Origin of the sequence: Paenibacillus sp. FSL R5-0713, assembly GCF_037973325.1 — a bacterium.
GTDB lineage: Bacteria > Bacillota > Bacilli > Paenibacillales > Paenibacillaceae > Paenibacillus.
Window position 1 is genome coordinate 4,919,919 of the sequence record NZ_CP150229.1, and the last position, 25,828, is coordinate 4,945,746.

The 25,828-nt window shown below is 45.2% G+C and carries 23 protein-coding genes; 8 read left to right on the forward strand and 15 right to left on the reverse strand.

The window, feature by feature from the left end:
- Positions 1–28: 28 nt before the first annotated feature.
- The 7 genes from MKZ12_RS21905 to MKZ12_RS21935 form a co-directional block, all read right to left on the reverse strand.
- Positions 29–1,057, reverse strand: a complete 1,029-nt coding sequence (locus MKZ12_RS21905) for a pectate lyase (protein WP_339261487.1) — start codon at positions 1,055–1,057, stop codon at positions 29–31.
- Between the two features lie 218 nt (positions 1,058–1,275).
- Positions 1,276–2,418 (reverse strand): DUF4179 domain-containing protein, encoded by a 1,143-nt coding sequence (locus tag MKZ12_RS21910; protein WP_339256659.1) that lies wholly within the window; start codon positions 2,416–2,418, stop codon positions 1,276–1,278.
- A complete protein-coding gene (locus tag MKZ12_RS21915) occupies positions 2,408–2,956 on the reverse strand; it encodes a sigma-70 family RNA polymerase sigma factor (RefSeq protein WP_339256661.1) in 549 nt (182 codons plus the stop codon). The genes MKZ12_RS21910 and MKZ12_RS21915 overlap by 11 nt, the downstream gene beginning before the upstream one ends.
- A gap of 308 nt (positions 2,957–3,264) precedes the next feature.
- Positions 3,265–3,591, reverse strand: coding sequence for a hypothetical protein (locus MKZ12_RS21920; RefSeq protein ID WP_339256663.1), 327 nt, complete (start codon positions 3,589–3,591; stop codon positions 3,265–3,267).
- A gap of 14 nt (positions 3,592–3,605) precedes the next feature.
- Complete coding sequence (locus MKZ12_RS21925) at positions 3,606–4,253, reverse strand: SMI1/KNR4 family protein (protein WP_339256665.1); 648 nt, start codon at positions 4,251–4,253, stop codon at positions 3,606–3,608.
- Between the two features lie 27 nt (positions 4,254–4,280).
- A complete protein-coding gene (locus MKZ12_RS21930; protein ID WP_339256667.1) occupies positions 4,281–4,961 on the reverse strand; it encodes a hypothetical protein in 681 nt (226 codons plus the stop codon).
- A 28-nt stretch (positions 4,962–4,989) separates the two neighbouring features.
- Entirely contained in the window at positions 4,990–5,457 is a 468-nt protein-coding gene (locus MKZ12_RS21935; RefSeq protein WP_339256669.1) for a DUF6386 family protein, read from the reverse strand.
- A 185-nt stretch (positions 5,458–5,642) separates the two neighbouring features.
- Here MKZ12_RS21935 and MKZ12_RS21940 point away from each other — a divergent pair, with 185 nt between their 5' ends.
- A complete protein-coding gene (locus tag MKZ12_RS21940) occupies positions 5,643–6,020 on the forward strand; it encodes a PilZ domain-containing protein (RefSeq protein WP_339236504.1) in 378 nt (125 codons plus the stop codon).
- Between the two features lie 75 nt (positions 6,021–6,095).
- On the opposite strand, the gene MKZ12_RS21945 is transcribed toward MKZ12_RS21940, so the two are convergent.
- Together MKZ12_RS21945 and MKZ12_RS21950 are read right to left on the reverse strand one after the other, a co-directional pair.
- Entirely contained in the window at positions 6,096–7,439 is a 1,344-nt protein-coding gene (locus MKZ12_RS21945) for a uracil/xanthine transporter (RefSeq protein WP_339256671.1), read from the reverse strand.
- Positions 7,440–7,489: 50 nt separating this feature from the next.
- Positions 7,490–8,074 carry an ankyrin repeat domain-containing protein gene (locus MKZ12_RS21950; protein ID WP_339256672.1) on the reverse strand — a complete coding sequence of 195 codons (585 nt, stop codon included), beginning with the start codon at positions 8,072–8,074 and terminating at the stop codon, positions 7,490–7,492.
- A 181-nt stretch (positions 8,075–8,255) separates the two neighbouring features.
- On the opposite strand from MKZ12_RS21950, the gene MKZ12_RS21955 reads away from it, so the two are divergent.
- Positions 8,256–9,161: a LysR family transcriptional regulator gene (locus MKZ12_RS21955; protein WP_339256674.1), complete on the forward strand. Its 906-nt coding sequence runs from the start codon at positions 8,256–8,258 to the stop codon at positions 9,159–9,161.
- Between the two features lie 73 nt (positions 9,162–9,234).
- Here MKZ12_RS21955 and MKZ12_RS21960 read toward each other — a convergent pair whose 3' ends face one another.
- The 5 genes from MKZ12_RS21960 to MKZ12_RS21980 all read right to left on the reverse strand — a co-directional run bounded on the left by MKZ12_RS21960 (position 9,235) and on the right by MKZ12_RS21980 (position 16,007).
- Positions 9,235–11,136 carry a beta-glucoside-specific PTS transporter subunit IIABC gene (locus MKZ12_RS21960; protein ID WP_339256676.1) on the reverse strand — a complete coding sequence of 634 codons (1,902 nt, stop codon included), beginning with the start codon at positions 11,134–11,136 and terminating at the stop codon, positions 9,235–9,237.
- A 127-nt stretch (positions 11,137–11,263) separates the two neighbouring features.
- Positions 11,264–12,115, reverse strand: coding sequence for a PRD domain-containing protein (locus MKZ12_RS21965; RefSeq protein ID WP_253439676.1), 852 nt, complete (start codon positions 12,113–12,115; stop codon positions 11,264–11,266).
- A gap of 232 nt (positions 12,116–12,347) precedes the next feature.
- On the reverse strand, positions 12,348–13,778 hold the full coding sequence (locus MKZ12_RS21970) for a glycoside hydrolase family 1 protein (protein ID WP_339261488.1): 1,431 nt from the start codon (positions 13,776–13,778) through the stop codon (positions 12,348–12,350).
- A gap of 186 nt (positions 13,779–13,964) precedes the next feature.
- Positions 13,965–15,422, reverse strand: coding sequence for a glycoside hydrolase family 1 protein (locus tag MKZ12_RS21975; protein ID WP_339256678.1), 1,458 nt, complete (start codon positions 15,420–15,422; stop codon positions 13,965–13,967).
- Between the two features lie 291 nt (positions 15,423–15,713).
- On the reverse strand, positions 15,714–16,007 hold the full coding sequence (locus tag MKZ12_RS21980) for a hypothetical protein (RefSeq protein ID WP_339236520.1): 294 nt from the start codon (positions 16,005–16,007) through the stop codon (positions 15,714–15,716).
- Between the two features lie 148 nt (positions 16,008–16,155).
- Here MKZ12_RS21980 and MKZ12_RS21985 point away from each other — a divergent pair, with 148 nt between their 5' ends.
- The 3 genes from MKZ12_RS21985 to MKZ12_RS21995 all read left to right on the forward strand — a co-directional run bounded on the left by MKZ12_RS21985 (position 16,156) and on the right by MKZ12_RS21995 (position 18,936).
- Entirely contained in the window at positions 16,156–17,220 is a 1,065-nt protein-coding gene (locus MKZ12_RS21985) for a suppressor of fused domain protein (RefSeq protein ID WP_339256679.1), read from the forward strand.
- A 63-nt stretch (positions 17,221–17,283) separates the two neighbouring features.
- Entirely contained in the window at positions 17,284–18,045 is a 762-nt protein-coding gene (locus MKZ12_RS21990) for a LuxR C-terminal-related transcriptional regulator (protein WP_339256681.1), read from the forward strand.
- A gap of 111 nt (positions 18,046–18,156) precedes the next feature.
- On the forward strand, positions 18,157–18,936 hold the full coding sequence (locus tag MKZ12_RS21995) for a hypothetical protein (RefSeq protein ID WP_339256683.1): 780 nt from the start codon (positions 18,157–18,159) through the stop codon (positions 18,934–18,936).
- 116 nt (positions 18,937–19,052) lie between these two features.
- On the opposite strand, the gene MKZ12_RS22000 is transcribed toward MKZ12_RS21995, so the two are convergent.
- Entirely contained in the window at positions 19,053–20,795 is a 1,743-nt protein-coding gene (locus MKZ12_RS22000; RefSeq protein WP_339256685.1) for an ABC transporter ATP-binding protein, read from the reverse strand.
- 124 nt (positions 20,796–20,919) lie between these two features.
- Here MKZ12_RS22000 and MKZ12_RS22005 point away from each other — a divergent pair, with 124 nt between their 5' ends.
- The 3 genes from MKZ12_RS22005 (at position 20,920) to MKZ12_RS22015 (ending at position 25,827) form a co-directional block, all read left to right on the forward strand.
- On the forward strand, positions 20,920–22,383 hold the full coding sequence (locus tag MKZ12_RS22005; protein WP_339256687.1) for an ABC transporter permease subunit: 1,464 nt from the start codon (positions 20,920–20,922) through the stop codon (positions 22,381–22,383).
- A 40-nt stretch (positions 22,384–22,423) separates the two neighbouring features.
- Positions 22,424–23,935, forward strand: a complete 1,512-nt coding sequence (locus tag MKZ12_RS22010; RefSeq protein ID WP_339256689.1) for an ABC transporter permease — start codon at positions 22,424–22,426, stop codon at positions 23,933–23,935.
- A 71-nt stretch (positions 23,936–24,006) separates the two neighbouring features.
- Positions 24,007–25,827: an ABC transporter substrate-binding protein gene (locus MKZ12_RS22015; protein ID WP_339256691.1), complete on the forward strand. Its 1,821-nt coding sequence runs from the start codon at positions 24,007–24,009 to the stop codon at positions 25,825–25,827.
- Position 25,828: the final 1 nt, after the last annotated feature.

Sequence of the window (25,828 nt, forward strand, 5' to 3'; positions counted from 1 at the left end):
ATCGCTAATTAATTATCAAGATAATTTCTTATTTACCGAACACAAGTGTCGTATTGGAAGAGCCTGCATACTTGGTGACGAACTCACGCGCGTAGCTGGCGCTCTCTACCTGATAACTGTAATTGGAGCTTGGTCTCCAGTTCGTTTTAGGAGAAATCGGACTTGTCAGGGCTGGCGTACTGCCGCTATCCGTGAACTCCCCATTTCCCTTGTCATCCAGGATGCCGCCCTTTTCAGCGCCTGCACCAAAGTAGTTGTTTTCGGAATAAATCCGTGCTTTTTCACCAATGGTGATGGACTGATTAAAGTTGTTGGCATAGTTGTTTTTGAGATGGAAGTAACCGTATCTTAAAAGTCCAGGACCACGTACATACAAGTTTTCGAAGTAATTGTTGGACATCGTCACATGAGGGACGCCATTGTAACTGCTGTTACCATCATTCGGATGACCGAGGATAACGCCATACTTATGGTTTGCAAATTTGGAATTGCTAATCGTAATATAATCGGCGCGGTCACCGATATACAGCAGTTTGTCCAGATCACTACCGCCAGAGCTGTAGCTGTGACCAGCAAACGTTACATGATCGATCCAGTAATTGGAGCCTGAAGTGATATACATCTGGATATCATCATTGGCATTAATATTGGAAGCGTGTTCAAAAGTCAGATTCTGAAAAATTACATTGCTTGAACTGCTTGTGGATCTGAAATGAATATTCGTTAATGTATGTTTGCCAAAGGAACCTACCAGTGTCTTGTTCGCTCCAAACTCAACCTTTTGCAACGTAGAAGAGGAAATATTCTGTTCAACGACGACAATTTTGGCCGTAGAGCCCGCCATGTGTGTTCTCAGGTCATTGAGATTACTAACATAAACCACCTGACCGTTTTTACCACCTGTCGTAGCTGACTTGGATACACCATTTTCATTCTTGGCACTGCCTGCAAAACCAGTCAATCCGTTTGTACCTGTGTTTGGATAACTGGCCGCACCATATGTAGACGGGGCTGTGAAGACAGTTATCAACAATAGAGTTATAGCGAGTAACAGCATCGAAAATTTCTTCAAAATTTCACCATCCTTTATAATATTATCCTCAAAGACAAATCGATTATATCGTGTAACTTCGGCTGTGACAATACAAAAACTGCAAAAAGACAACAATTCTCACTTTTATGCAACAGCAGATCAGATATCGTGAAAAAACAAAAAAATGAGATGAAGTCATAACCATTGCCATGACTTCATCTCAACCATCGATCCTATTTTATTTATTTGATTTTGATCTCCAGTTCATCCTTCTGGGCTTCCTGTAAATCATCATAGACCTTATCTGGTTTGCCACGAATTTTTAAAACCATTGACTCCGGATTATCCAGAAAATTGCTGCTGAAAGAATACATCATTCCGTCTTCCGTTCCACTCCCGAATGTCGTGGATAAGTTGGTCTGCTTCCCGTCTTTAGCGGTAGTTACAATCTCGATAGGCTGGACGACCTCACTGATCAACAATTTCGTTTTGTAATCGATCTCTTGATCAGGTGCATAAACAAGCCTGACCCGAGTTAGAAGTGGAGATACTTCAACCTCGGACAACATGACCTCATAACCTCCAAGCGCAAAAGTCCGATTAACGTTAATGATTTCCGTTTTGGGGATAGAAAACTTGGGATCCAGTGGAAAAGAAAGATTCATTTTTTTGGAAAATTGATATTTTCGTTCTTTCTCCCCGTTGTCTGCATGATTCACCACATCTGGTACAACTGAGGACAACTGGAATTGTAGATTTACTTGCTTAGGTAATGGTTTGTCTCGATCTCGATCAATTGTACTTCGGCCATACACGATATGTTTATCCTTCGAAAAATACACACCACCTGAGCTGCCGTTGTCAAGCAAAACACCTGTCGATGCGTCCGTCATCTTCATATTGACAGTCGAATACATTTCCTGTGAAGCATCCGTTTGGGCAGTATACAATACCGTTATTCGATTCTCATCCGCCATAACTGCATTCACCGTAAACGTATATATGCCCGATGTAACCGTCTGATCTACAAGTTGCACATAACCGTTATTGAGCGTTGAAGTAATCGTAGCACTGTCCATATCCGAATTTAGCAGGCCACGAAAGGGTTCAAGTACGCCCCAGTTGGCTATAGGCTCAGTATATGTTGCCTGTTCTTGCCCATAACTCCCAAGCGGCCCCACAAGAAACCATCCTGCTACCAGGACCGTAACCAGAGCTCCCGTAATCCATTGGATACGAACGCTCCGACCTGATCGTCTGGTTCTGGCCTTCGCGAGACCACGTTGAATTGCCGCAGTTGTATCCGCCGAATTCCAGTGCTGTTTCTCTCTTTTCACCTGATATGCGTCTGCAAGAAGTGCTTTCTCCTCCGGGTTAGTGGTCATGCCAATCCCTCCTGTTCTTCATCAACTTGCGCAACTGCTGGAGTCCCTTGTGCTGCCAGGTCTTGATTGTCCCTTCCGGTTTGCCTAGGATGGAGGCAATGTCTGTCAGTGTCATGTCGTTATAATATTTCAGCAATAATACATGGCGATATTTGGGTTTCACCTTTTGCAAAAGAGATTCCATCGCAATTCGATTATCATCAACACTGATCATCCAAGAGGCCGGAATGCTGTCCTCCAGTTCCTCCTTGGCGAGAGGTGTCGCCCGCTTGCGGCGCCTCTGTTCATCGATGCAGACATAGATCAGTATCCGAATGATCCACGACTTGAACGCCTTCTCATTGTTCAGCGTACGACGTTTAACCCAAGCACGGCACGTCATCTCCTGCACAGCTTCCAGCGCATCTTGCCGATTACGCAGGTAACTGTAGGCAATGGAAATGAGCGTATCTTGATGTTCCATAATGGATTGCACAAATACCGTCTCATCTTCGGTCTGTACATAGATCCTCTGGTTCAGCTCTGCTTTTGTTTCCACCCCGCATCCCTCCTTCTCTCTCTTTCTATGGTATAAGACGGGTGAGTGAAGCAAACGGTTTTATTATTGGCTCATCAAAAAAAGCTCCGCCATCACCTGAGGGAGCTTTTTACATAAGAGTTTCAACGTCTAAATACCGAATGATGTACACGTATGAACAATACAAACAAGATTAACTCTTTTACAAATTACCGATTATGTATAAAGGGGATAATACAAATCCCACATTTCGCTGCGGACCCCGATACGGATAGATGAGCGATTGTTTAGCCATAGGATCACGCCTGTTCATGCAATTTCACTACTAATTAGACTTCAAACCAGGTTAAACCGCCATCTACCTGCCTGGTTTCTCGCTCCATCTGTTGCATCCAGCTCCGTGCCTCTTGGCCCCACACATGAAACAAACAGTAGATATACGACTCCCCGTCCGCAACCTCTTCCAACCCGGATGCCTCTTCTATCCACACTTCAAGGGCTGTAGGCCAGGACGAATCTTCACGTTTCAACACAAAGCCGTTGATTTGGTGTTCCAAACTATATACTTCGGTAAACGTTAGTGCACTTGCCAGACGTTCCACAACTTCAGGTAAAATCGCAGGTTCCGTTGTTCTTATCCCATATTCCCAGCCCATATGTACAACCTCCTTCAGACTTCGTTTGCTCCAGATGATTGCTTTTGTTCGTGCATTTGCTGGATCGAACGATCCAACCACAACTCGTACCAGTCCAGAAAATGCAGTCGATTCGTATTGCCCCAATACTGATCAGGATAAATTCCATTGCGGTTAGCCCGGTCATCAACCCAGATCTCTCCGTAGGAGGCTCCCTTAACGATCAGATTCATGGAGATGCCACAACCAAAATCACTGATGCGCAGCATGCCTGCCGACCATTTTGGATCAAAATATTCGTGTTCCAGAGCATACCATTCCTCTTCTTCCTTGCTGTCATCGAACCAGTCATAGTTCCAGTTCCATGCTTCCGTGAATTGAAAAGGGTCCGAGATCGCATTCAGCTCATCATCATAACCAAGCATAGCGTATACACCGTCATCCGGGTTCTCCAGACCATAATAAGGCCCTGCACCACTCGTCCCCATATGTAGAAGCCATACCTTATAGTCCTCCGGCAATTTAATTCGCCATTTCTGCTCGAACTGTGCAATATCCTCCTGTGTCCATACAGCTGACATCTCATATGCATGGCTCTCTGCGCCGAACAAGTCCAAATCCGAATCCAGACTTCGGAGATTGATTAACTTTTCACGCATACGTTCTAACTGTTCAGTGTACACGGCCTACCTACCTCCTTTGCTACTCCATCACGTTCGTTCCACGCCATACCCGCGGTGCTGCAACTCATCCAGTGCGGCTGCCACATTTCGTTCAGGACACAACTGCTTAATCAGGCTGGCAGTCACCGGTTTTTCTTCATATATCTCAGCTACAGCTTCCAACGGTAGGTCTGGCATATCATAGTACCCTTTGGCCCAATCCACGTAATCTTCCGAGTCTTTATTCAAGTACTCCAGCAAAAATTCTGCACCACCTCTAGCGTCCGCTTCACCTTCCTCGGCTATCGCCATCCGAATCCAGTTACCAACCTTCCATGACAAGTCGTCCCCTTCCTGCCATAGGCAAAAGGTCACATTCTCCAGATCCAATGTCTCCTCATGATCCCGCAGAACAGTCATCAATGTCTTCGGCGCTTCATCGTACATGCCCGGGTAGATCTCTCCATCCTCACGAGCATGCGGACTTAAAGGTGACTCATGATCAAATCCCTTGATCAATGTGCCTGAATTCGTAAATAATACATGCAGATGATCACCTGCGCCATTATCGATGCTTCCCCATGCCACACCTGGCTGAAGTTCTTTTTCATAATGATGTACACGCAGCCAGTCTTCCTCCGAAAATATGATATCCAGTGCGGCAAGTATTCTCATCCGTTGACGCAGGGTATCTGTGTCCAATAAGGGTGTCTCGTTCCAAACCTGCATATGAATCCCTCCTGTTCACCTATGTACATTAAATCCGGATTAATTCAGCCAACGTGTTCTTCCCCTGAATACTTGGAGTCATGACAATTGCGATCCGACTGGCTTCTCTGGAGATGATACAAGCATAGTTTCCGGGATTTAGCTGAAACATGACCCCTTCACACGTCTCATCCGGCTCCAGTTCCCCGCCAGTAACATCATCAGCCGCTCCCAGATAGACGTGCCCAGACGGAACTTGCAGATGATATACCTTTTCCCGTTTCGCTACGTCATCTGAATCTGATTCCACCTGTGCATCCTCCAAGCTCCACTCCACCTCATACACTCCATCCGCACCCAGATTCAGGAACAGACAATGGCCTGCATTCACCTCACTCAGCTCATCTTCCGGTATGGACCACCAATCCGAAGTATCCTCGAAACGGTGCTTTAACGCTGCCAGATCATACAGGCACAATGTTGCCGTATCTGTAACCATTTGAAATGTTCCTCTCATATTCCCCGTCCCTTCTGTGAGATTAAGACCTAACCTCAGAAATATATTCCATCATTATATCAAGCCTGATACACGTGTAAAAGGAACCTTGGACCATCTCTGCTTTCGCAACTCTTCATTTCTCGCTCCAAACGGTCGATATAAGCATAACTGACTTTTTTGAACTTGATGGAGGAAGCCAAGCCATGTCGATGAATAATAGAAAAGAACCCTTTCGCTACACACTAAAGGAACCAATCAACTTTGAGATCTATATTCTCAGCATCAACGGGGTCACTGCACCACCGAAACCCATTCAAGCTGAGTTATGTGATATCAGTCGGTCCGGCTGTCAGCTATCATTTCCACTATCCCTTCCTGTCGAGAATAACGATATTCGGATTGGCATGAATATGCTGCTATTCGAAGACCCTCTATATATGGAAGGCACTCTCCGCTGGGGTCAAGAAAAAAATACCTCATGGCACTACGGTGTCCAACTCGAAATGCAGGACGGTAACCAGGACCGACTCTCCCGAGAGATGCGAATGCTTGCAGGACAAGGCAAAATTATTGTGAAATAGCGAGTGGCCATATAGGTTGGTAACCAAAACAAAAAAACAGCCCAATCAAATTGGACTGTTACGAGATAAAACACATTATGCCGCTTTACTGACTGTCACTGGTTGTTCCATTTTGGACCAGTTCACGGTTTTTTCGAGAAGTAATGATACCACTACACCAATAACGAGACCATTGCTTATAATCGGAACTAGATACATGGGCAAGTTTTGAAAGGCTTCAGCAGGAATATTCATTACAGCAACTCCAGTGAGTACCGGTAACGCTACACGATAGATCGTTTTAGAGTTAAATGTCGTGCCCTCAAGTGTTCTTAATGCTGTACCGAACATCTGCAGATAGGCTACAAACAGAACAGCACTGCCTACGCTTGGTGGTATTTGTGCAAAAAAGGCAGTAACCGAAGGTGTAAGCCCCATCATACATAACAACCCCGCTCCAATAATAAAGGCAGCACGACGCAGAATGCGAGTGCTCTCCAGGAAGCCGATCGATGATGCAAATAAACCAAATGGCAGCACACCTACACAGGCCGACAACATCGAGAACAGACCCGTTAGCACGTATGAGCGTCGGTACTGCTGACGGGTCGTCTCTGCCTGATAAAGTTTCTCGACCGTGCTTAATGTGGTAATCGAATTCGTCATATTCACCAGTCCCACAAAAAATGCAGTAATGACGATTCCCGGTTCCCATCTTGGTGCTCCCCATGGAAACAGCGTTAGGCCTCCTACTATGTGGTTGGGCTGTCCACCATGTTGTCCCGGAAACAATAGACTATAGGCAATCCAGCCTGCCACAATTCCAATTAAGATCGCGTAGTTCCCCAGTTTCCCCTTACCCTTTAATTGAATCCATGCCACCAGAAATGCAATGACAACGGATAACGCGGCAACTGGCAGATCGAAGCGACCAAACTCCGTATATCCAATCATACCTTTAAAAAAGTTCATGGTTAATTGAATGGTCATCAGAAACAGCATGGCACTCTTCACCATCGGTGTAAACAGCTTCTGCAGCACTTGCGCCGCGCCTAGCCAGCCCAATATCATCATCGTCAGACCCGCTAACAGAAAACCTGCAGCCAGGCCACCACCAATGCGCTCCAGGCTCATACCTGCTGAGGAAGCCGATACAGTCAAGCTCAGCGTCAATCCCCACCATAGTCCTGAAGGACCATCCATGACTGCATAGCGGTGACCAAATACTGCTTGAAGAATACACACCGCTCCAGTAAGGATAAATGCGTGCTGCATGGTGGCAGCAATGGCATCCGGGGACAGATGAAAATTATGTCCGATAGATAGCGGAACCACAACAGTATTGGTAAACAGGAAGAAAAACCACTGTATGCCCGCTAAAATCATTGAAGATACGTCTTTCATATTCTTTTGTAAAAAATGCTCTTGATGTCTATTCATTTGTTAGCAATATCCTTTCACTCTTCTGTATCATAAACACATAAGTGCTTTTAGACTTCGGTTAATAACCGTTCCATCTCCGCATATTGATGCTGACGCGCATGTACGAGCGGTGTAATTCCGTCCCGATCCGCGATCTTTGGATCTGCACCATATTGCAAAAGCAAGGCAACAATCTGCTGATGTCGTGGACCGCCATCTCCCAAAATGACTGCTTCCAGCAAGGCTGTCCATCCCAGATTGTTGATATGGTTCACATCTACATCACTGCGTGTCAGCAGAAGCTCCACAATGTGCACATGGCCCCGATCAGCTGCTGGAATAAGGGCGGTACCGCCAAAACGATTTGTTAACCTTGTATCTGCACCTGCTTCAATGGCCAGTTCAACCATGTCATACATGCCCTCGGCACTCGCGTATAACAGCGGATTATCCAATCGTCTATCCTGGAGATTAATGTCTGCTCCGGCGTCCACTAGCATTCTTGCCGTGTCTATCTTATTACCGTGCACGGCAGCCATCAGAGTTGATCGCCCCAATGCATCCCGTTCATTCAACTGGCTACCCTGGGTGATAAACCGAATGACCTCATCGGTATGCCCTGCTTGAGCGGCGTCATGTATTGTTCTAACCACGTTATTTCATCCTCCAATTCAACGTCTTCTCATGCAGTAACTTTCATAGAAAAACCAAGCACTTTAGTCAGGTGTGCAAATCTAATGTATGTTAACATAAGAACGTAGTATATTAAAAATACATGTTTTGTTGGCTTTCCATACGAATTACATATAGTTTGAAGGCAAAGGAGACAACCACTTGGATATCAAACAATGTCGCTATTTCATTGCCATTGCTGAGGAGAAACAGATTACAGCAGCAGCCCGAAGACTTCACATGGCTCAGCCCCCCTTAAGCCAGCAGCTTAAGTTAATGGAAGAAGAGCTAGGCGTGATGTTGTTTGAACGCAAAGGGCGCATGATGGAACTAACGCAGGCTGGCCGTAGCTTCTACGATTATGCAGTCACCTTGACCAAATATATGGAGGAAGCTGTAATGGAGATGCAAAGTTTCCAGCACGGCATACGGGGTAAACTCGCCATCGGCATCAATACCATATCAGATCGCCTGATCCCGCAAGCACTACAGCAGTTCCGTACTACCCATCCACAGGTGACCTATAAAATTCAGCAAAATGAATCGGCACAATTATGCCGATTGCTGGAAGATGGCAAAGTTGAGCTTGCCTGTGTACGCATGCCTGTCCAGACCGCACGCTATGAGGTGCTGCACCTGCCACAGGAGCCCCTTTTCTATATCTCTGCAACACCGCTAGTTAACTCGACAGACCTGCTACCAGAAGCGGAGATGGGGACTTGTTTTGAGCAGCTCACAGGAATTCCTCTTTTACTTCCAAGTACAGAGGGACTCGGTATGTTCGAGTTAATTTTGGACAAATTCCGTGAGCATCAAGTCACCCCCTCCATCATGGGCGAGTGCTCAGACATTAATATGTTGCTGGAGCTGGTCCGACTCGGCTTCGCCAGTTCCATCGTGCCTCATACCGTTCTTCAGTTATACCAAGAGCACCCTTTCCATGTATACCGCCTTCAGGATCAGCATTCAACTGTCGGATCAGCGCTGGTCTGGTTGCAGAACCGTTATCTGTCCAAGCCTGCACAACACTTTGTGCAATTGGTACAGGGTATGCTTCCTGTGGTGTAACACAAGTAGAACAAAAAAAAAGCAGCAACTTCCCGGGTTTGAATCCGGCAAAGTTGCTGCTTTATTCTTTTGATTAAGCTTTCGCTGTGAACAACAAGTCTTTTTCTTTGATCGTCGTGCGACCAGCAGACTCAATGGACTCATATTGATGCATGTTTGTAATAATAACGGGTGTGATCGTTGTATAACCGGCTTTTTCGATCTGTTCCCGGTCGAACTCCATCAGGACATCACCTACAGCAACCTTTGCACCTGCTTGAACTTTAGGCGAGAAGAATTGACCTTTCAGCTTCACCGTATCAATCCCAATATGAATCAACATCTCTGCGCCTGTATCACTTACCAGACCAATAGCATGTCCGCTCTTTGATAACGAGAACACAGTACCGTTAATTGGAGAAACCACACGTCCTTCAGATGGTTGAATCGCAAATCCTTTACCCATAATCTCTTCAGAGAATGCAGGGTCCGGCACTTCGCTCAGCGGTTTAACTTCACCCGTGATTGGGCTGAAGATTTGCTCATCTTGTGCTTTTGCGTCTTCAGTTACACCAGCAGAAGTTGTTGCTGCTGTTGCAGGCTCAGCTACTGGTGCAGCTGGCTCCGATGCATTTTCTTCTTCGAATCCAAGAATATATGTCAGAACTGCCGCAGCTATGATAGCAATCAGACCACCAGCCAGTGCATAGAGCAGTGTGCTAATTGCCGGACTGATAAATGCTGCGATACTTGGCAGACCCACTAGACCTGTAAGTACATATGCTTTAACATTGACGATCCCCATGAATCCGCCTGCGATAGCTCCACCAATAAGAGCTGCAATAAACGGTTTTTTGAACTTCATGTTGATACCATACATCGCTGGTTCCGTAATCCCCATAATAGCCGTAAGACCTGTGGAATAGGCAAGGGATTTGGTTTTGCTATTTCTCGATCTGAGACCTACACCAAATGCTGCACCACCTTGTGCCAGGTTAGCTGCAAACATCAGTGGAATAATAAAGTCGTAACCCAGTGTTGTCATTGAACCGACAATGATTGGCAACAGTGCATAGTGCATACCTGTGATGATCAGCAGTGACATCGTACCACCAATCAGGATACTTGCGAAGATGGACATATTGTCGAACAACCATGAAATACCACCGGACAAACCATTACCAAGAACCGTACCCAATGGTCCAACAGTCATCAACGTCAGTGGAACCATAATCAACAGGGTAACCGTCGGAACAATCAGAAGTTTCAATGAAGCATGTGTAACACGATCAACAGCTTTCTCGACATAAGAAGCAATCCAGATGGCGAGAATGATCGGAATTACCGTAGAAGAATATGTCGCTGCTATAACCTTAATTCCCACAAATGTGGTGTCACCATTGGCAAGCAATGCTGTAATCGTCGGATGCATAATACCCGCTGCGAGCGCTGCAGCAATATACATATTACTACCCAGCTTACGTGCAGCACTAATTGCTAGAATGATTGGCAGGAAGTAGAAGGCACCATCCCCGATTGCAGACAAGATGATATAGGTTGAGCTGGTATCAGACAACCAGCCCAGGGCTACAAGGATCGCCACGATCCCTTTGATCATACCTGCACCCGTAATGGCTGGCAGGATTGGAGTAAATACTCCTGAGATGAAGTCGAACAGCGCACTTATTGGATTTCTCTTTTTCTTTTCTCCAGTTGAAGCAGCTGATGATGCATTATCTGCGGTTGGTGATTTGGACATGTTGCCAACAAGTGCGTTATACACGACAGGTACATCGTTACCGATGATAACCTGGAACTGTCCGCCGTTCTCCATCACGCCCATCACGCCTGGTGTATTTTTTAGCGTCGCTTTGTCCGCTTTTTGGTTGTCATTCAGGTTAAATCTGAGTCTTGTCATACAGTGAGTGACTTGATCGATATTCTCTTCGCCACCAACAAGCTTCAAAATATCCTTGGACAATTGTTGTTTATCCATTGTGTTTTGCTCCTTTTATGTGTAATGAAGGTTAAAAAAAACCTAAACACTGAATAATGACAAAGCAGAAGAGCTTATCATTATTCAACGTTTAGGTTTTGCCTTTTTAGCAGTAACAATCCTAATTTTATTCAATTGTTTGTTCATTTCTGACAATTCGTTCAATATGAATGGTCAGATACAGTATTTCTTCCTTGGACAACACCCGATTATAGATCTTACGCGTATAGTCACTGATCCGTACTGCACATGCGTGTGCTTCGGGATACTGCTTGCTCACCAAGTCATGAAGCGGATTATCTTCTTCTTTATCTTCAATTGCCGTCCCTTGTAACACACGTTGGGCAAAGAACTTCAGATGAGTTAAAAATCGATAATAACTCAATGAATCTTCATCAAGTTCAATCACAAAGCTGCGTCTTACGATATTAAGAATGTCCTTAACGATGTTTGTAATACTGATCGTTTCCCTCATCTCACCGTTCATCTGGGCATTAACCAGATGCATCGCAATGAATGCGCATTCGTCTTCGGGAAGCAGGACACCTAATGTTTCCTCAATGATCTGTAGCGCCTTGAGTCCAATGGCATATTCCTTCCGGTACATGCGCTTGATCTCCCAGAACAATGCGTTACGGATCTGCAATCCTTGACGATGTCGATCAATGGCAAAATGAATATGATCCGTCAGTGAAATGTAGATGCTCTCATGCAGCTTCTCACCTAACACCGTCTCGGCATAACGGATAATCTCATCCGAGCACTCGACATATTCAACCGGGATATCTGACAGAAGCGTTTTAAGTTTCTGTGATACTTCCTTACTTTCAAGCGAGAATATTTTTTCGACGAGACTCTCGTCTATCGATTCACCAGTATGCTTTTTGAAGGCAATTCCACGCCCCATAACGACCAGTTCGTTTCCTCCCGGATCAATTACGGTAACTACGTTGTTGTTCAGCACCTTCTCAATTTTCATTTCTTCACATCACCTTGCACCGTCAAAGTAGTAAAAGGCAAAACCAAAGCAGGTCACGAAATATGCCCCGCCTCTGGTTTTGCCTGATTGAACAGTAACAATCCAGTATTCATTAGCCTTAGGCCCATCTTACCATATAATTATCCATCTGACAATGTTTTTGTGAAAGCGGTTAATGTGCATTAATATGACATAAGAAGGTGCATAACAACCCTGCCTTAAGAACTACTATTTACTTATTGTTACGTTTAAGACTTGCGCCATTTGTACCAATAACTTCTTTGTACCAGTGGAAAGATTTTTTCTTGTATCGATCCAGAGTTCCTGAACCATCATTGTTGCGATCGACATAGATGAAACCATATCGTTTCTTCATCTCTGCTGTTGAAGCACTCACCAGGTCAATACAGCCCCATGACGTATAACCCATCACTTCCACGCCATCCTCAAGAGCTTCACCCACTTGTACCAAGTGGTCATTCAAGTATTGAATACGGTAATCATCGTTCACCGTTTTATTGCCATTTTCGTCGGTGATCAGCTCATCTACTGCGCCCAGACCATTTTCGACAATAAACAATGGTTTTTGATATCGGTCCCAGTATTTGTTCAAGGTTACGCGTAGTCCTTGCGGATCGATCTGCCAGCCCCACTCGCTCGCTTGGAGATAAGGGTTTTGTACCCCTGCAAACAAGTTGCCTTTTCCTTCAATACGTTTCTGGGGATCACCTGTCTCACAGATACTTACATAATAGCTGAACGAGATAAAGTCTACGGTATGCTTCAGAATTTCAGCGTCGCCGTCTTCAAACTTGATATTGATATTATTTGCTTTGAAATAACGATTAATGTATTTCGGATAGTAACCACGCGCATGGATATCAGCAAAGATATCATTGCGCTGTTCAGCATGCATCGCTGCAACCACATCATCCGGATTCGGAGTCAGCGGATACGTAGGCATGCTCAGTACCATACAGCCAATTTTGGCTTCAGGCATAATTTCATGTCCCAGTTTCACTGCTAACGCACTGGCTACCAATTCATGATGGATTGCTTGATACAGATCCTGTTTGGACAGTTCTGCTTTTGGCGTATAGATCCCGCCGCTCATGAATGGCTCCTCCAGAATGGAGTTAATTTCGTTGAACGTCAGCCAGTATTTCACTTTGCCTTTGAAACGGTTGAAGAGCACCGTTACATAACGCTCGTAGAACTCAATCATTTTACGGTTAACCCATCCATCATAAGTTTTGGACAAATGTAGCGGTGTCTCATAGTGAGAGATGGTTACGAGGGGTTCAATGCCGTACTTATGGCACTCATCGAACAGATCATCATAGAATTGCAGACCCTTCTCATTTGGTTCCAATTCATCACCTTTAGGAAAGATACGGGACCAGGCGATAGATGTACGGAACACTTTGAATCCCATTTCAGCAAACAGCTTAACATCTTCTTTGTAACGGTTATAAAAGTCAATCCCGATCAGTTTCAGGTTATCCTCAGTAGGTCCTTCCGTTCTGGGCGTTGTAATCCCGTGCGGCATTACGTCTTGAACAGAAAGGCCCTTGCCATCTGTATTATAAGCTCCTTCAAGTTGGTTGGCTGCTACAGCTCCGCCCCATAGGAAATCCTTCGGAAATGGTGTTGTCATGTCAATCCTTCCTCTCTAAGTAACGGTATTTTCATTCTTTGTTTAAATGCTTACCTCTATCCTTTTCCGACAGGAAAAAGCGGACAATCTCCAACCAAAAGGGCTGACAGGGACATTGGATTCCCTGCTTGCCAACTTTCGTGTTAGGTTTTGCCCGCTTCCTGTGCGGTAACAATCCTGTGAACGAGCGAGTTACAGTTGCTCACCATTGCTGGAGATTACGTTTTTGTACCAGTCGAATGAATCCTTCTTGGAACGTTTCAGTGTTCCGTTACCTTCGTCGTCCAGATCCACGTAGATGAAACCATAACGTTTGGACATTTCGGAAGTGGACATGCTCACCAGGTCAATCGGACCCCATGCTGTAAATCCAATCAGATCCACACCATCTTTGATGGCTTCTTTCATTTGTTCGATGTGTTTTTTCAGGTAATCCACACGATAGGAGTCATGGATCGAACCATCTTCTTCAACTTTATCATAGGCACCCAAACCATTTTCCACGATGAACAATGGTTTCTGGTAACGATCCCAGAAGTTGTTCAGGGTTACGCGCAGACCGATCGGATCGATCTCCCAGCCCCAGTCGGACGCTTCCAGATAAGGGTTTTTCACGCCACCAGTCAAGTTGCCGGATGTCTCTGCTTCGTTGGCAGAAGCAGATTTGGTCACGGACATGTAGTAACTGAAGGAGATGAAATCAACTGTATTGTTGAGCAGAATTTCATCATCGCCCGCTTCTTTTTGAATGACAATGTTGTTCTCTTCAAAATAACGAGCCATATAGTTCGGGTACTTACCACGAGCATGCATGTCCGTGAAGAAGAGGTTAATCTGATTCTCATGCTGAGCCAAACGAACATCTACCGGATTACATGTGGCTGCATAAGTTTCCATACGAGCAAGCATACAGCCGACTTGGGAACCAGGGATAATTTCGTGTGCAAGCTTCGTTACCATGGCACTTGCTACAAATTGATGATGAAGCGCTTGATACGTCGTCTGCAACTTGTTGTCCACTTTATCGATCAGAATGCCGCCACCAGTGTACGGGCTGAACAACATTACGTTAATTTCATTGAACGTCAGCCAGTATTTCACTTTATTTTTATAACGGTTGAACACCGTTTCTGCATATCTAACATAGTGCTGAATTACTTCACGACCAGCCCAGCCATTATATTTTTGCGTCAAGCCAAGCGGAGTCTCGTAGTGAGACAATGTAACGAGTGGCTCGATACCGTATTTCAACAATTCGTCGAATACTTCATCGTAGAATTTCAAACCTGCTTCATTTGGCTCTTGATCATAACCGTTCGGGAAAATGCGTGCCCAGTGAATGGATAAGCGGAATACTTTGAAGCCCATTTCAGCGAACAATGCAATATCTTCTCTAAAGTGATGGTAAAAATCAATACCAAAACGTTTCGGGAAACGTTCTTCAATTTTGCCGGAGAGAATCTCTTCAATTCGGGAAGAGGAAATTTCCATGGCATGTCCGCCTGTACGCTTCTCTTTGGGAACATGAGCAATCATGTCCGCTGTGGAGAGGCCTTTGCCGTCCTTATCGAATGCACCCTCCAATTGATTGGCAGCTGTAGCGCCGCCCCATAGGAAGTTTTCGGGGAATCCTTTTTTTGCCGTGGTCATGAACAACAACCTCTTTTCGAAATTTATTTTGGTTTTTCCAGATGAAAAATGGTGTGATTTAGAGCAGAAAACAAGAAAAACCTAAACTCAAGGTAAAATAGCACCAAAAAAAGGGGCCTTCATTTCACCATCAGTTTAGGTTTTGCCTGTCTTCACAGTTACAATCCATCAAAAGATGTTATTGCATATTCTGTTGTGTTTGCTCTTGTAATGTAAGCGTAACATATCTATTTTGCAAAATCAACTTCACTGGATCATAGGATCGCTCACCCATTCTTTCCATAACAAAAATTAACGTGGCATATGCATAATGGCTGCCCTTAATGCCTGCGCTCCCTCCTCGGTTTCCAGGTATGTAGCAGGACTTTGGTCCCCTAAAGCCGGGATATCTTTCATGATCCATTCAAAAGTGTACTCCCCCATTTCATACAAAAGTACCCGACTTATGTCCGCCGGAATCCCATGTATTCGCGCACGTTTTACCCACGCAGGGTCCAGTTTATTTTCAAATTCTTCAAACAGTTCGGAAAATGAGTCCCAGCTTGCCTGCTTAAACTCTCTGAAATACATATCTTTCATACTCATGTAAATTCACTCTCTGGATTGCTATTAATAACACCGAAGTCCTATCTGACACAATTCATCCTTAAGCCGCTTGAATCCGTTTCTGTAACAGGTAGACTTAATTTTAAATGTTTTTCGGGGGAAAGACTAGTACAGGAGGATTCAACAAATGACTTATGAAGAAAACACATCCGGTTGGGATGCAATTGATAAAACCATCGGTGAGCTATACGGTGAACAGGAGCCGCACCATTATGGAACATCCATTCCTTACATGCTCGGAGGTCCGGACCCTCTCGATGGCATCAGTGTTTATGCAGTGAATACACCCATGCCCCACTGGCATTTTGTCACATATGGTTTCTCTGAATTATATGAAAAAGAGATGCAGGATGCATCCAAAAGCGGGTATGGTTTTGAACTCACATTTCGCCTTACACGCAGTGAAGGAGAGACTTCTCCGCCAGCCTGGGCGCTGAATCTGCTTCAAAATGTAGGACGTTACGTGTTCACTAGCGGAAATATCTTTCAGCCAGGAGATTACATGGACGCCAATGGACCCATCTGTCTGGAGTCCGATACTTTGTTGACTGCTCTCTCATTTATTGAAGATCCGGATCTACCGGCGATCTCTACGCCTAACGGTTCCGTGCAGTTTATTCAGATGGTTGGTATTACAGGTCGGGAGCTGGAAATGATTCAAACATGGAATGCGCGCGGCTTCCTCTCGGCCTGCTCCAATTTCATGCCCAAATACGTGACCGATCTGATGAGAAATTCGTACGCAGATATTCCTTCTGTTGTACAAGCGGTTGAGCATGGAATGGAACAGGACGGATCGAGCACAGCATTTTTATTCATACAACAACTGGGCTGGGAGTCCCCGCGTAAAAAAATGCTGATAAAGACTGTTCCGGGCAAACTCCAGCTTGGAGCCAAACAGGCTATATTAGTCGGAACCATCCTTCGTAGCCGAATTTCGAAAGGCGAATCTCTGTCCTTGATCGGACCTGAGACCAATATTCTATTCGAAGCTGGAGAAGCTCCAGCAGTCGTGGAATCCGACAAACAAGTTACCCTGACGGTGAACACACAGATTGTTGAAGAGCTGGTGCAGAATCTTCGTCCGGTTGAAGGCACATTCGAGATCGCTTCATTGGATCATATGCTTGTTCAGATTGTTAAAACAGAAATTAAAAACCAGGAAGGGCACGTTATCAAAACGATTGGATGACGCACCTCAGATTCAATCAGATCCTACGCTTACTAGCGACTGTGCAGGAAGGAGGAATCAAACATGCCTGCCATTACACTTGCCTCACGGCACAAGGAGCCCGCCATGTGCAAGCATCTAACAGAAACGGCTCCGTTCGATTATTTACCTAAATCTCAACTGGACAGGCTTCGCAAAAGCAATCATTTCCTGATTCATGCATTCCAGAACAGCCTCTCACATATTAAAGAGAATTTAACGGGCACTTATCTTTTTCTACTCACAGATATGGACGGTGTGCTTCTCTCCATGGATTATAGTCCAGATCTGGAAACGGTAGTAGAAGGTTCTCCCATTCGTCCGGGCATGATCTTCACTGCACAGAGCTGTGGAGTCAACGCCATTTCTGTAACGATGGACAGCAATGAACCTGTGCTTCTGTTGCCCGAGCAGCATGAAAGCCCCTATTTTCAAAGCTGGCATTGCTACGCTGCCCCTCTATCCATGGAATCGCAGCATTTCGGCTATCTGGATGTGTCCACCATTAACGCGGATATGCAGGGCGAGCTTATTGCTATTGCCAAGCTGATTCCTGCATATATGCAGAACAGTTACCAAAATCAGCAGGCTACTGAAGCTTGTGACAAACCAGCGGTGGAGTTCACAGCGCGTCAGTTAACCATTCTGGAAATGATCGCGAAAGGGTTCACTGTGAAAGCTATTGCTTTGAAATTGAAAATCAAGGAATGCACTGTGAATCATCATAAAAAAGTGATTTTCAACAAATTAGGTGTGCAATCCAGCACGGAAGCTGTTTCAATTGCCAGCCGATTGTCTTATTTATAAAGGACCCCTATAGATTCCTATAGGTAGTAAATGGGAACGTTTGTGCTACAATTTAGGAAACAAGCAAGATGTAGAGAGAGAAAACACACACACACATTTCAGGAGGGTAATATGACAATTCCAAAGAAAGCTTCTTTATTCGCAATGCTCATGATGATTATGCTGGTTGCAGCCGCTTGCGGTGACAAGGCAGATAACACAGCCGCAACAAAAGAGCCTGCCGCAACTGAAACAACGACTGGCACTGATTCTGAGACAGCCAATACAGAAGAAACAGAGAACACTGAACCTGCAAGCGAAGAGTCCAAGGAAACGGATAATTCCCAAGACGTTGAGCTGGGGACTACACAAAAAGGCTCTTACACCAATGACTATTTCGGCGTATCTCTGAAATTCCCGGAAGCTTGGGAGTTCCAGGATGCTGCGGGTATGAATGAACTGACAAGCGCATCATCCGAAGCGATTGCTGGTGATGATGAAACGAAGAAAAAACAAATTGAACTGTCTCAAACCAAAACATTGAATCTGCTTATGGCTTCACAGTATCCATTGGACGGAGGTCAAGTTGGTCCTTCCGCTATGGCCATTGCTGAGAAAGTAAGCTTGTTGCAAGGCATTCGTACAGGTAAAGACTACCTGGAAGCAACCAAAAAATTCATGGTGGATAGCCAGTTCCCTTATGATTATAAAGAGATGACAACGGAAACCATCGGTGGTAAAGAGATGGATCTGATGCAAATTACGATGGATGCAGGTGACGGTTCAACGATTACTCAGGACTACTACAGCACCATTATTGAAGGATATGCTTTTAACTTCATCTTCACTTACATGGATGATGCAACCAAAGCAGAGATTGATACCATCAAGAAATCCGTTCAATTCAAATAATCGCTTTTGAGTATTGCCATCATATTAATAAAATCAAGTACATCCAACACAACCCCGACAACGATCTATAGTGATCATTGTCGGGGTTCTTTTTAGCTAAATTGAGTCACATCACTCTAGCTTGACATGGCCACCCAGTGGCCTTCCTTAACTTCTACCCACTTGGAATGTTCCAGATTATAACGGTCCTCTGCTTCAACAGGTGTTTCTTTGACAACATGCCTCTTTTTCTTCGCTTCGATCGCCGGATCAGGCACAGGAATAGCTGATAGCAATGCCTTGGTGTAGGCATGTTGCGGGTTGGAATACAGTTCTTCACTCTCAGCCAGCTCCACAATTTTCCCGTTATACATCACAGCCACTCGATCACTGATATGTTTAACCATGGACAAGTCATGCGCGATGAACAGATACGTCAATCCGAGTCGCTGCTGCAACTCTTCAAGCAATTGTACGATCTGAGCCTGGATCGATACATCCAGTGCAGACAATGGTTCGTCACATACGATGAATTCCGGCTCCACAGCCAGAGCTCGCGCTATACCGATCCGCTGTCGCTGTCCTCCCGAGAATTCATGTGGATAACGCTGCGCATGGGCAGGATCAAGACCCACCATCTCCAGCAATTCCTCCACCCGTTTCTCCCGCTGAGCGGCATTGCCTGCAAGTTGATGGATATCAAGCGCTTCTCCAATGATATCCATTATCCTCATTTTGGGATTCAGAGATGCATAGGGGTCCTGGAAAATAATCTGCATATGTCTGCGCATCGTTTTCATCTCCGAAGCGGACAGACGATTGAGCGGAACTCCCTTAAACAGCACATCCCCACCTGTTGGCTCATGCAATCGAAGAATGGCGCGCCCCGTGGTCGATTTACCACTGCCGGATTCTCCCACAACGCCGAGTGTCTCTCCTTGCCGAATATGGAAACTGATATCATTCACAGCCTTTAAAGTGTTGCCTTTGCCCAGATTAAAATGTTGTTTGAGCGACTTCACCTCAAGCAATGGCTGATCGTCTTCCAGATCTCTCGGAACCATGGATACCCGTTTTGGCTTTTTCTTCTGATCCAAACGTGGTAATGCATTCAGAAGCCTGATCGTATACGGGTGTTTGGGATTAGCAAAAATCTCCGCCGTCGTCCCAGTTTCCACAATCTGTCCTTCTTTCATCACAACAACCCGATCACACATGCCCGCTACTACGCCCAAGTCATGCGTGATCAGGATAATCGATGTGCCCAGTTGCTCTTGCATATCTTTCATCAAATTCAAAATCTGTGCCTGAATCGTAACGTCTAGAGCAGTTGTCGGTTCATCGGCAATGAGTAATTCAGGACGACAAGCGAGTGCAATACCGATCATGACCCGCTGACGCATGCCTCCGGAGAATTCGTGCGGATACTGGTTGTAGCGTATTTCGCTGCGAGTTATCCCCACCCGCTCCATCATGGCTATCGCCTGCTTCTTGGCTTCCCTTTTGGACACCTTCTGGTGTTTGATTAGACTCTCAGAGATCTGTTTCCCCACTTTAATTGTCGGATTAAGGGAACTCATCGGATCTTGAAAGATCATACCAATATCACGCCCACGGATGCTCTCCATCTCTTTCTGCGTTTTATTGGCAAGGTCGACACCCTTAAATAGAATTTCTCCCTTTTTCATCTGCGAAGGAGGCGATGCAAGCAGTCTCATAATGGAACGTGCGGTTACACTCTTTCCACTTCCCGATTCGCCTACAATGCCTAGTGTCTCCCCTTTTCGCACTTCAAAACTTACTTCTCGCACTGCCTGAAACTCACTCTCTCCGGAGTGAAAAGAGACAGATAACTCATTAACTTTCAGTAAAGGTTCCATGCAATCACCAGCTCTCATCCGTTTTTCTCATTCACTCATATGTATACCATTTAATTCCTTGACAATTGTTTAGACCCTAAATAATATATACTATATCAATCGGAATAATGCAATTTAAACCTGAATGAAAGGAGGTACACTTGGTTTGAATCTTGCAGATGGCAGTAGAATCTCACGGTTGGTACACAATTTAAGCTTTATTTATGGCAAAATGCTGCTTCATCCTTCCTATCGATACGTTCTGTTCATTCTTGGATTACCGATCAATCTGGTCGTGTTTCTAATATGGCGTTCGAATCGAAAAAATGACGGCTGGGTAGCTGCCAGACAGGCGGCTGAGCAAGAACTGCTCGCTTCTTCCTACCGGGACAGACTGAAGTTGGAAGTGGAAGAACAACTGCGTCGCAAACATCGTTTTTTCCAGCAGCAGGTCAGTGAGGGAGAATTCAAACGTCAGACCGAGGAATGGTTGGAGGAAAGCGTTCAGACGGAATTGAAGGAGCGGACATCCCGCATACTTCAGGAACAAGGAAATCAACGTCTTACAATGGCCGATACGTTCCACTCACTGATCGATAAACCATGGTTTTTGGCGATATCCATTATTCCAGGCTGTCTCATGTATAGCATCCTGTTCTTGTATGGTAATCCTTATCTAAAGTACATATTTGAAAGAATACTGATGACGGTATTTGTCATTCTGGGCGTAGCTACACTCGTATTTACAATTTTGTATCTGTCTCCGTTCAACCCGGCAGCTAACATTCTGGGAGAGACAGCAACGCAGGAACAGATTGCCGCGTTCAATCAGGTGTATGGCTTGGATCAGCCTTATCTTACACAGCTTTGGAACAATATCAAGGGCGTCGCCTTCTTCGATCTTGGCAAATCTTTTGCAGGAAATGAAGACGTAACAGCCACGATTGCAAGGAAGTTTCCCATTACCTTGACGCTTGCGGTCATTTCCCTGCTGTTAGCACTTGTCATTGCATTACCCATTGGCATTATCTCAGCAATTAAGCCTAATTCGTGGTTCGACTACACCTTCATGTTTATTGCTCTGATTGGATTATCCATCCCGAATTTCTGGCAAGGGCTTATTTTCATTCTGAACTTTTCGATCAAAATGCAGTGGCTTCCCGCCACCTTCAACCCGCAGAACTGGCTGTCGATCATTATGCCGACCATTGTGCTGGGTACGGGTCTCACGGCCGCGGTGGCTCGGATGACCCGCTCTTCTACACTGGAAGTCATTCATGAGGATTATGTCATGACCGCCCGTGCCAAAGGATTAAGCGAACGCCAAGTCATGCTGAAACATGCTGTGCGCAATGCATTAATCCCCATCGTAACGGTAGTTGGACTTCAATTCGGAGCCATGTTGGGCGGAGCAGCGGTAACGGAGAAAGTGTTTAATATCAGCGGTCTCGGCAGCTACATCGTGGATAAACAATTCATCCCCGATATTCCGAGTATCATGGGCGGAGTAATCTACACAGCCATTACAATCTCCATTATTAATGTAGCGGTTGATCTGCTGTATGCTTTTATTGATCCAAGAGTGCGCTCCAAGATGAAACAATATTAATGTGTGAACTTTTTGAACTACCTCTTAAAGCAGGTGTACTATGACAAACTCGTCTTTAACACAAGAAATGCGTTTCCGGCTTAAGTCTTCTCGCGAATACAGCCAGGCGAGCTTCGCCTGGGTCACGTCTCTTCTCTTGACTGCATTGCTGTTGTTCAACAGTTATGACTGGAGCGAGCAGACGTTCAAACCATTTCTGCTAACGATCCTTGGGATCTACGTATTCTTCACACTAGTGCAAACTGTCATTACGTTTCGGATTCGAAAAGACTTGATCCGCACCGGTACAGTCTCTGCTCTGACTCGCAGGCTTGCCTGGGTTCAACTACTTGCTATCATTTCAGGCAATATATTTATCGTAACGGCAGCCTTTCATCTGATTCGAAAATCCAGGAACGTGGAGTATACCTTTGCGGTGTACATGTTGTTAACCCAACTGTTCGTGATCGGTGTATCCGCATTAAATATCTTCAAACCTTATGTGGCTGACAACTTCCTGCCTGCCATGGCGATGCTGATCTTTATTCTGGTCATCGACCTGGTCGTTCTAATTATCGTATCCCGTTATAACGCGACCTCGATCCTCCCTCGCTGGATGATCGGTGTAAGTGTGGTACTGATTCTGACCTCGATCACAGGTAATGTATTCGCACTATTGCTCGGCATTTCCATTATTGGACGCATTCGCAGACAGGGGAAACAAAAATCAAACTTCTGGAACGATCTGTGGGAGCGCCTTGCTCCGAATATGACTGCGATGTCCGGTTTGTTTTTTATCATTTTTCTGTTCTCGATATCGATCTGCAGCTTCTTTACCTTTGACTACAGCATGGCTGTGGAGAATAACTATTCCGCTCTGCTACAATCGCCTTCCCTCGCGTATCCCTTGGGAACGGATGACTTCGGACGATGTTTATTTTCCCGGATTGTATTCGGTGCCCGGATCTCCTTGATCGTAGGTTGCATGTCGACGATCATTCCTGTGTTAATCGGTGGAGTCCTTGGAGCGCTCTCTGGCTTCTACGGTAGGCATACGGATAACATCATCATGCGACTGCTTGATATTCTCTATGCCATTCCGGGCATTCTGCTTGCCATTGCCATTATTGCGGCGTTCGGAGCGAATACGGTCAATCTTATTCTGGCGCTTAGTCTGGGTTCCATTCCAACGTACGCCCGTACGATGAGAGCCAGTGTACTCTATGTATCTACATTTGAATTTGTGGAAGCTGCACGTGCACTGGGGTACAACAATCGTACGATTATTTTCAAACACATTATTCCCAACTCCCTTGCGCCCATGATTATCAAGTCTACTCTCACGATTGGTGGAGCCGTTATTGCTACCAGCAGTCTGAGTTATCTGGGACTCGGCGTGGAGCCGCATATTCCGGAATGGGGTAACATCCTGAAGCTAGGCAGTACATACCTGGAGACTCACTCTTATCTGGCGATTTATCCAGGCTTGGCTATTATTCTGCTGGTTCTTTCTTTTAACTTTCTCGGTGATGGTCTGCGTGATGCGCTCGATCCCAAGCTGGAAAAGGCCTAAATGATTCGTTGAAATGAATGATATAGAAAAACAATCACACATCACACATTCAAGATATGGAGGGTAATCCCATGAAAAAACGGACACTGATCTCATTGCTATTAATTCTCGTCATTGTGATATCCGGCTGCAGTGTAAAAACGAAAACCGAATCACAGGCGGAGACCGCACCATCAGACACAACAGAAATCGCACAAAAACCGGCAGACATTGAGCTGCTTGCCATGAGTTCTTCCGAAAATGACGTGAATATTATCCGTGACCAGCTGACCAAAAACGGCTTTAATGTGAAGCTGAACCTGCAGCCAGATTACGGCAGCTTCAAATCCCAGCAGGATGCAGGGAATTATGATATGGCCTTGTCCAGTTGGACAACGGTAACGGGAAATCCCGATTATGCCGTACGTTCTCTTTTTAAAACAGGTGGAGATTACAGTATCCTCGCAGATGGGGAGATTGATAAGCTTATCGATCAGGCAGCTACCCAAACACCAGACCAATACAAAGATACGTACAAACAATTGGAAGATCGCTTGGTAACGGATCAGGCTTATATCGCTCCTCTGTACATTTCCCTGAAAAGTCAGGCTGTGAACAAAGAGATTCTGAATGTCGAAACCGTGCGTCTCTCCAAATCCCGCGCGATGGCTTGGGAACCGATTGAGTTCAAGGACAGCTCCAAGAATGCCAAAGATCCGTTGATTCTGACGCAGAGCGCATCCGTACTGACTTCCCTTGATCCAATCAAAGGAAACGACGGTTCCATCAACCAGTTGAACACCAATATGTATGTACGTCTCGTTAACTTGACGGATGACGATCAGCTGACAGCAGAAGGATCACTGTCCCATAATTTCAGCATTGCTGAAGGTAATTCGGACTATTACTTCATTCTCAGAGACGACATCAACTTTGCGAAGATTGATAACAAAAAAGCGGTAGATACAGGCGAACGTGTGGGTGCAGATGATGTCATTTTCTCCCTGGACCGTGCGAAAAACAAAGATTCCGTTCCGGATCACCGGACATACAGTCTGCATGAACACATCAAAGACGCTGAGGTTGTAACGGATCTGAATGCTTTGCAATCCATTAAACAATCCAGCGGTAATGGTACAATCCTTGAAGCATTGGAACAAGGACTTGGCAGCAAAATTACAGAACTCGTGACTGACAAAACCAAAGCAGATAATAGTGCAGGTAAATATCAGGTCGTTAAATTGACAACAACGGAACCTTTCCCGCAAGTACTGAACTACCTGGCTCACCAATCAGCCGGGATCGTGTCCAAAAAACAGGTGGAGAGCATCAACACTTATGATGTAGCTTCCTTTGACGTCAACAAAGATATTCCTTACGGTGATCAGAACACGGTGACTGAAGGCGCATCATACAATAACACCCTGTATACGAGCGGACCTTATATTTTGTCATATAAAAATGACTATGAAGCTGTATTCTTGCAAAATCCGGGATACCGCAAAGGCACTGAATATGCACCGAAAATTGCTCAGGTCAATGTCCGGTTCATCGCGGATGCAGACAGCGCCCTCTCTGCTCTTCGCAGCAGTGAAATTCATCTATACTACGGTGTGCCTGAAACCAAGTATGACATCATCAAAAATGACAGCAAATTGCATCTGCAAAGCATTCCGAGCAACGCTGTTTCTTATCTCTTGTTCAACACGGCCAACCGTGATGTGGCCAAGAGCAGTGATTTGAGAAAAGCCGTACTGTACTCCATTAATCAGGATGAAATTTTGAGCTTCTACAAGAATAACAAACTCAAAGCATACTCCACAGTAAGCCCGCTCGTTCCGACCGGGAATGAATTGAAAGCTGATCCTGCAAAAGTAAAAGAATTCTTGAGCAACTATAACGCCTCCAAATAAA

Bases quoted from the DNA above. Each gene is read 5' to 3' on its own strand.
- MKZ12_RS21975 (WP_339256678.1), bottom strand. From the start codon at position 15,422: ATGACCACGGCAAAAAAAGGATTCCCCGAAAACTTCCTATGGGGCGGC.
- MKZ12_RS21980 (WP_339236520.1), bottom strand. From the start codon at position 16,007: ATGAGTATGAAAGATATGTATTTCAGAGAGTTTAAGCAGGCAAGCTGG.
- MKZ12_RS21965 (WP_253439676.1), bottom strand. From the start codon at position 12,115: ATGAAAATTGAGAAGGTGCTGAACAACAACGTAGTTACCGTAATTGAT.
- MKZ12_RS21940 (WP_339236504.1), top strand. From the start codon at position 5,643: ATGTCGATGAATAATAGAAAAGAACCCTTTCGCTACACACTAAAGGAA.
- MKZ12_RS22005 (WP_339256687.1), top strand. From the start codon at position 20,920: ATGAAAGGAGGTACACTTGGTTTGAATCTTGCAGATGGCAGTAGAATC.
- MKZ12_RS21935 (WP_339256669.1), bottom strand. From the start codon at position 5,457: ATGAGAGGAACATTTCAAATGGTTACAGATACGGCAACATTGTGCCTG.
- MKZ12_RS21990 (WP_339256681.1), top strand. From the start codon at position 17,284: ATGCCTGCCATTACACTTGCCTCACGGCACAAGGAGCCCGCCATGTGC.
- MKZ12_RS21960 (WP_339256676.1), bottom strand. From the start codon at position 11,136: ATGGATAAACAACAATTGTCCAAGGATATTTTGAAGCTTGTTGGTGGC.
- MKZ12_RS21945 (WP_339256671.1), bottom strand. From the start codon at position 7,439: ATGAATAGACATCAAGAGCATTTTTTACAAAAGAATATGAAAGACGTA.
- MKZ12_RS21985 (WP_339256679.1), top strand. From the start codon at position 16,156: ATGACTTATGAAGAAAACACATCCGGTTGGGATGCAATTGATAAAACC.
- MKZ12_RS22000 (WP_339256685.1), bottom strand. From the start codon at position 20,795: ATGGAACCTTTACTGAAAGTTAATGAGTTATCTGTCTCTTTTCACTCC.
- MKZ12_RS22010 (WP_339256689.1), top strand. From the start codon at position 22,424: ATGACAAACTCGTCTTTAACACAAGAAATGCGTTTCCGGCTTAAGTCT.
- MKZ12_RS21995 (WP_339256683.1), top strand. From the start codon at position 18,157: ATGACAATTCCAAAGAAAGCTTCTTTATTCGCAATGCTCATGATGATT.
- MKZ12_RS21905 (WP_339261487.1), bottom strand. From the start codon at position 1,057: ATGCTGTTACTCGCTATAACTCTATTGTTGATAACTGTCTTCACAGCC.
- MKZ12_RS22015 (WP_339256691.1), top strand. From the start codon at position 24,007: ATGAAAAAACGGACACTGATCTCATTGCTATTAATTCTCGTCATTGTG.
- MKZ12_RS21930 (WP_339256667.1), bottom strand. From the start codon at position 4,961: ATGCAGGTTTGGAACGAGACACCCTTATTGGACACAGATACCCTGCGT.
- MKZ12_RS21910 (WP_339256659.1), bottom strand. From the start codon at position 2,418: ATGACCACTAACCCGGAGGAGAAAGCACTTCTTGCAGACGCATATCAG.
- MKZ12_RS21920 (WP_339256663.1), bottom strand. From the start codon at position 3,591: ATGGGCTGGGAATATGGGATAAGAACAACGGAACCTGCGATTTTACCT.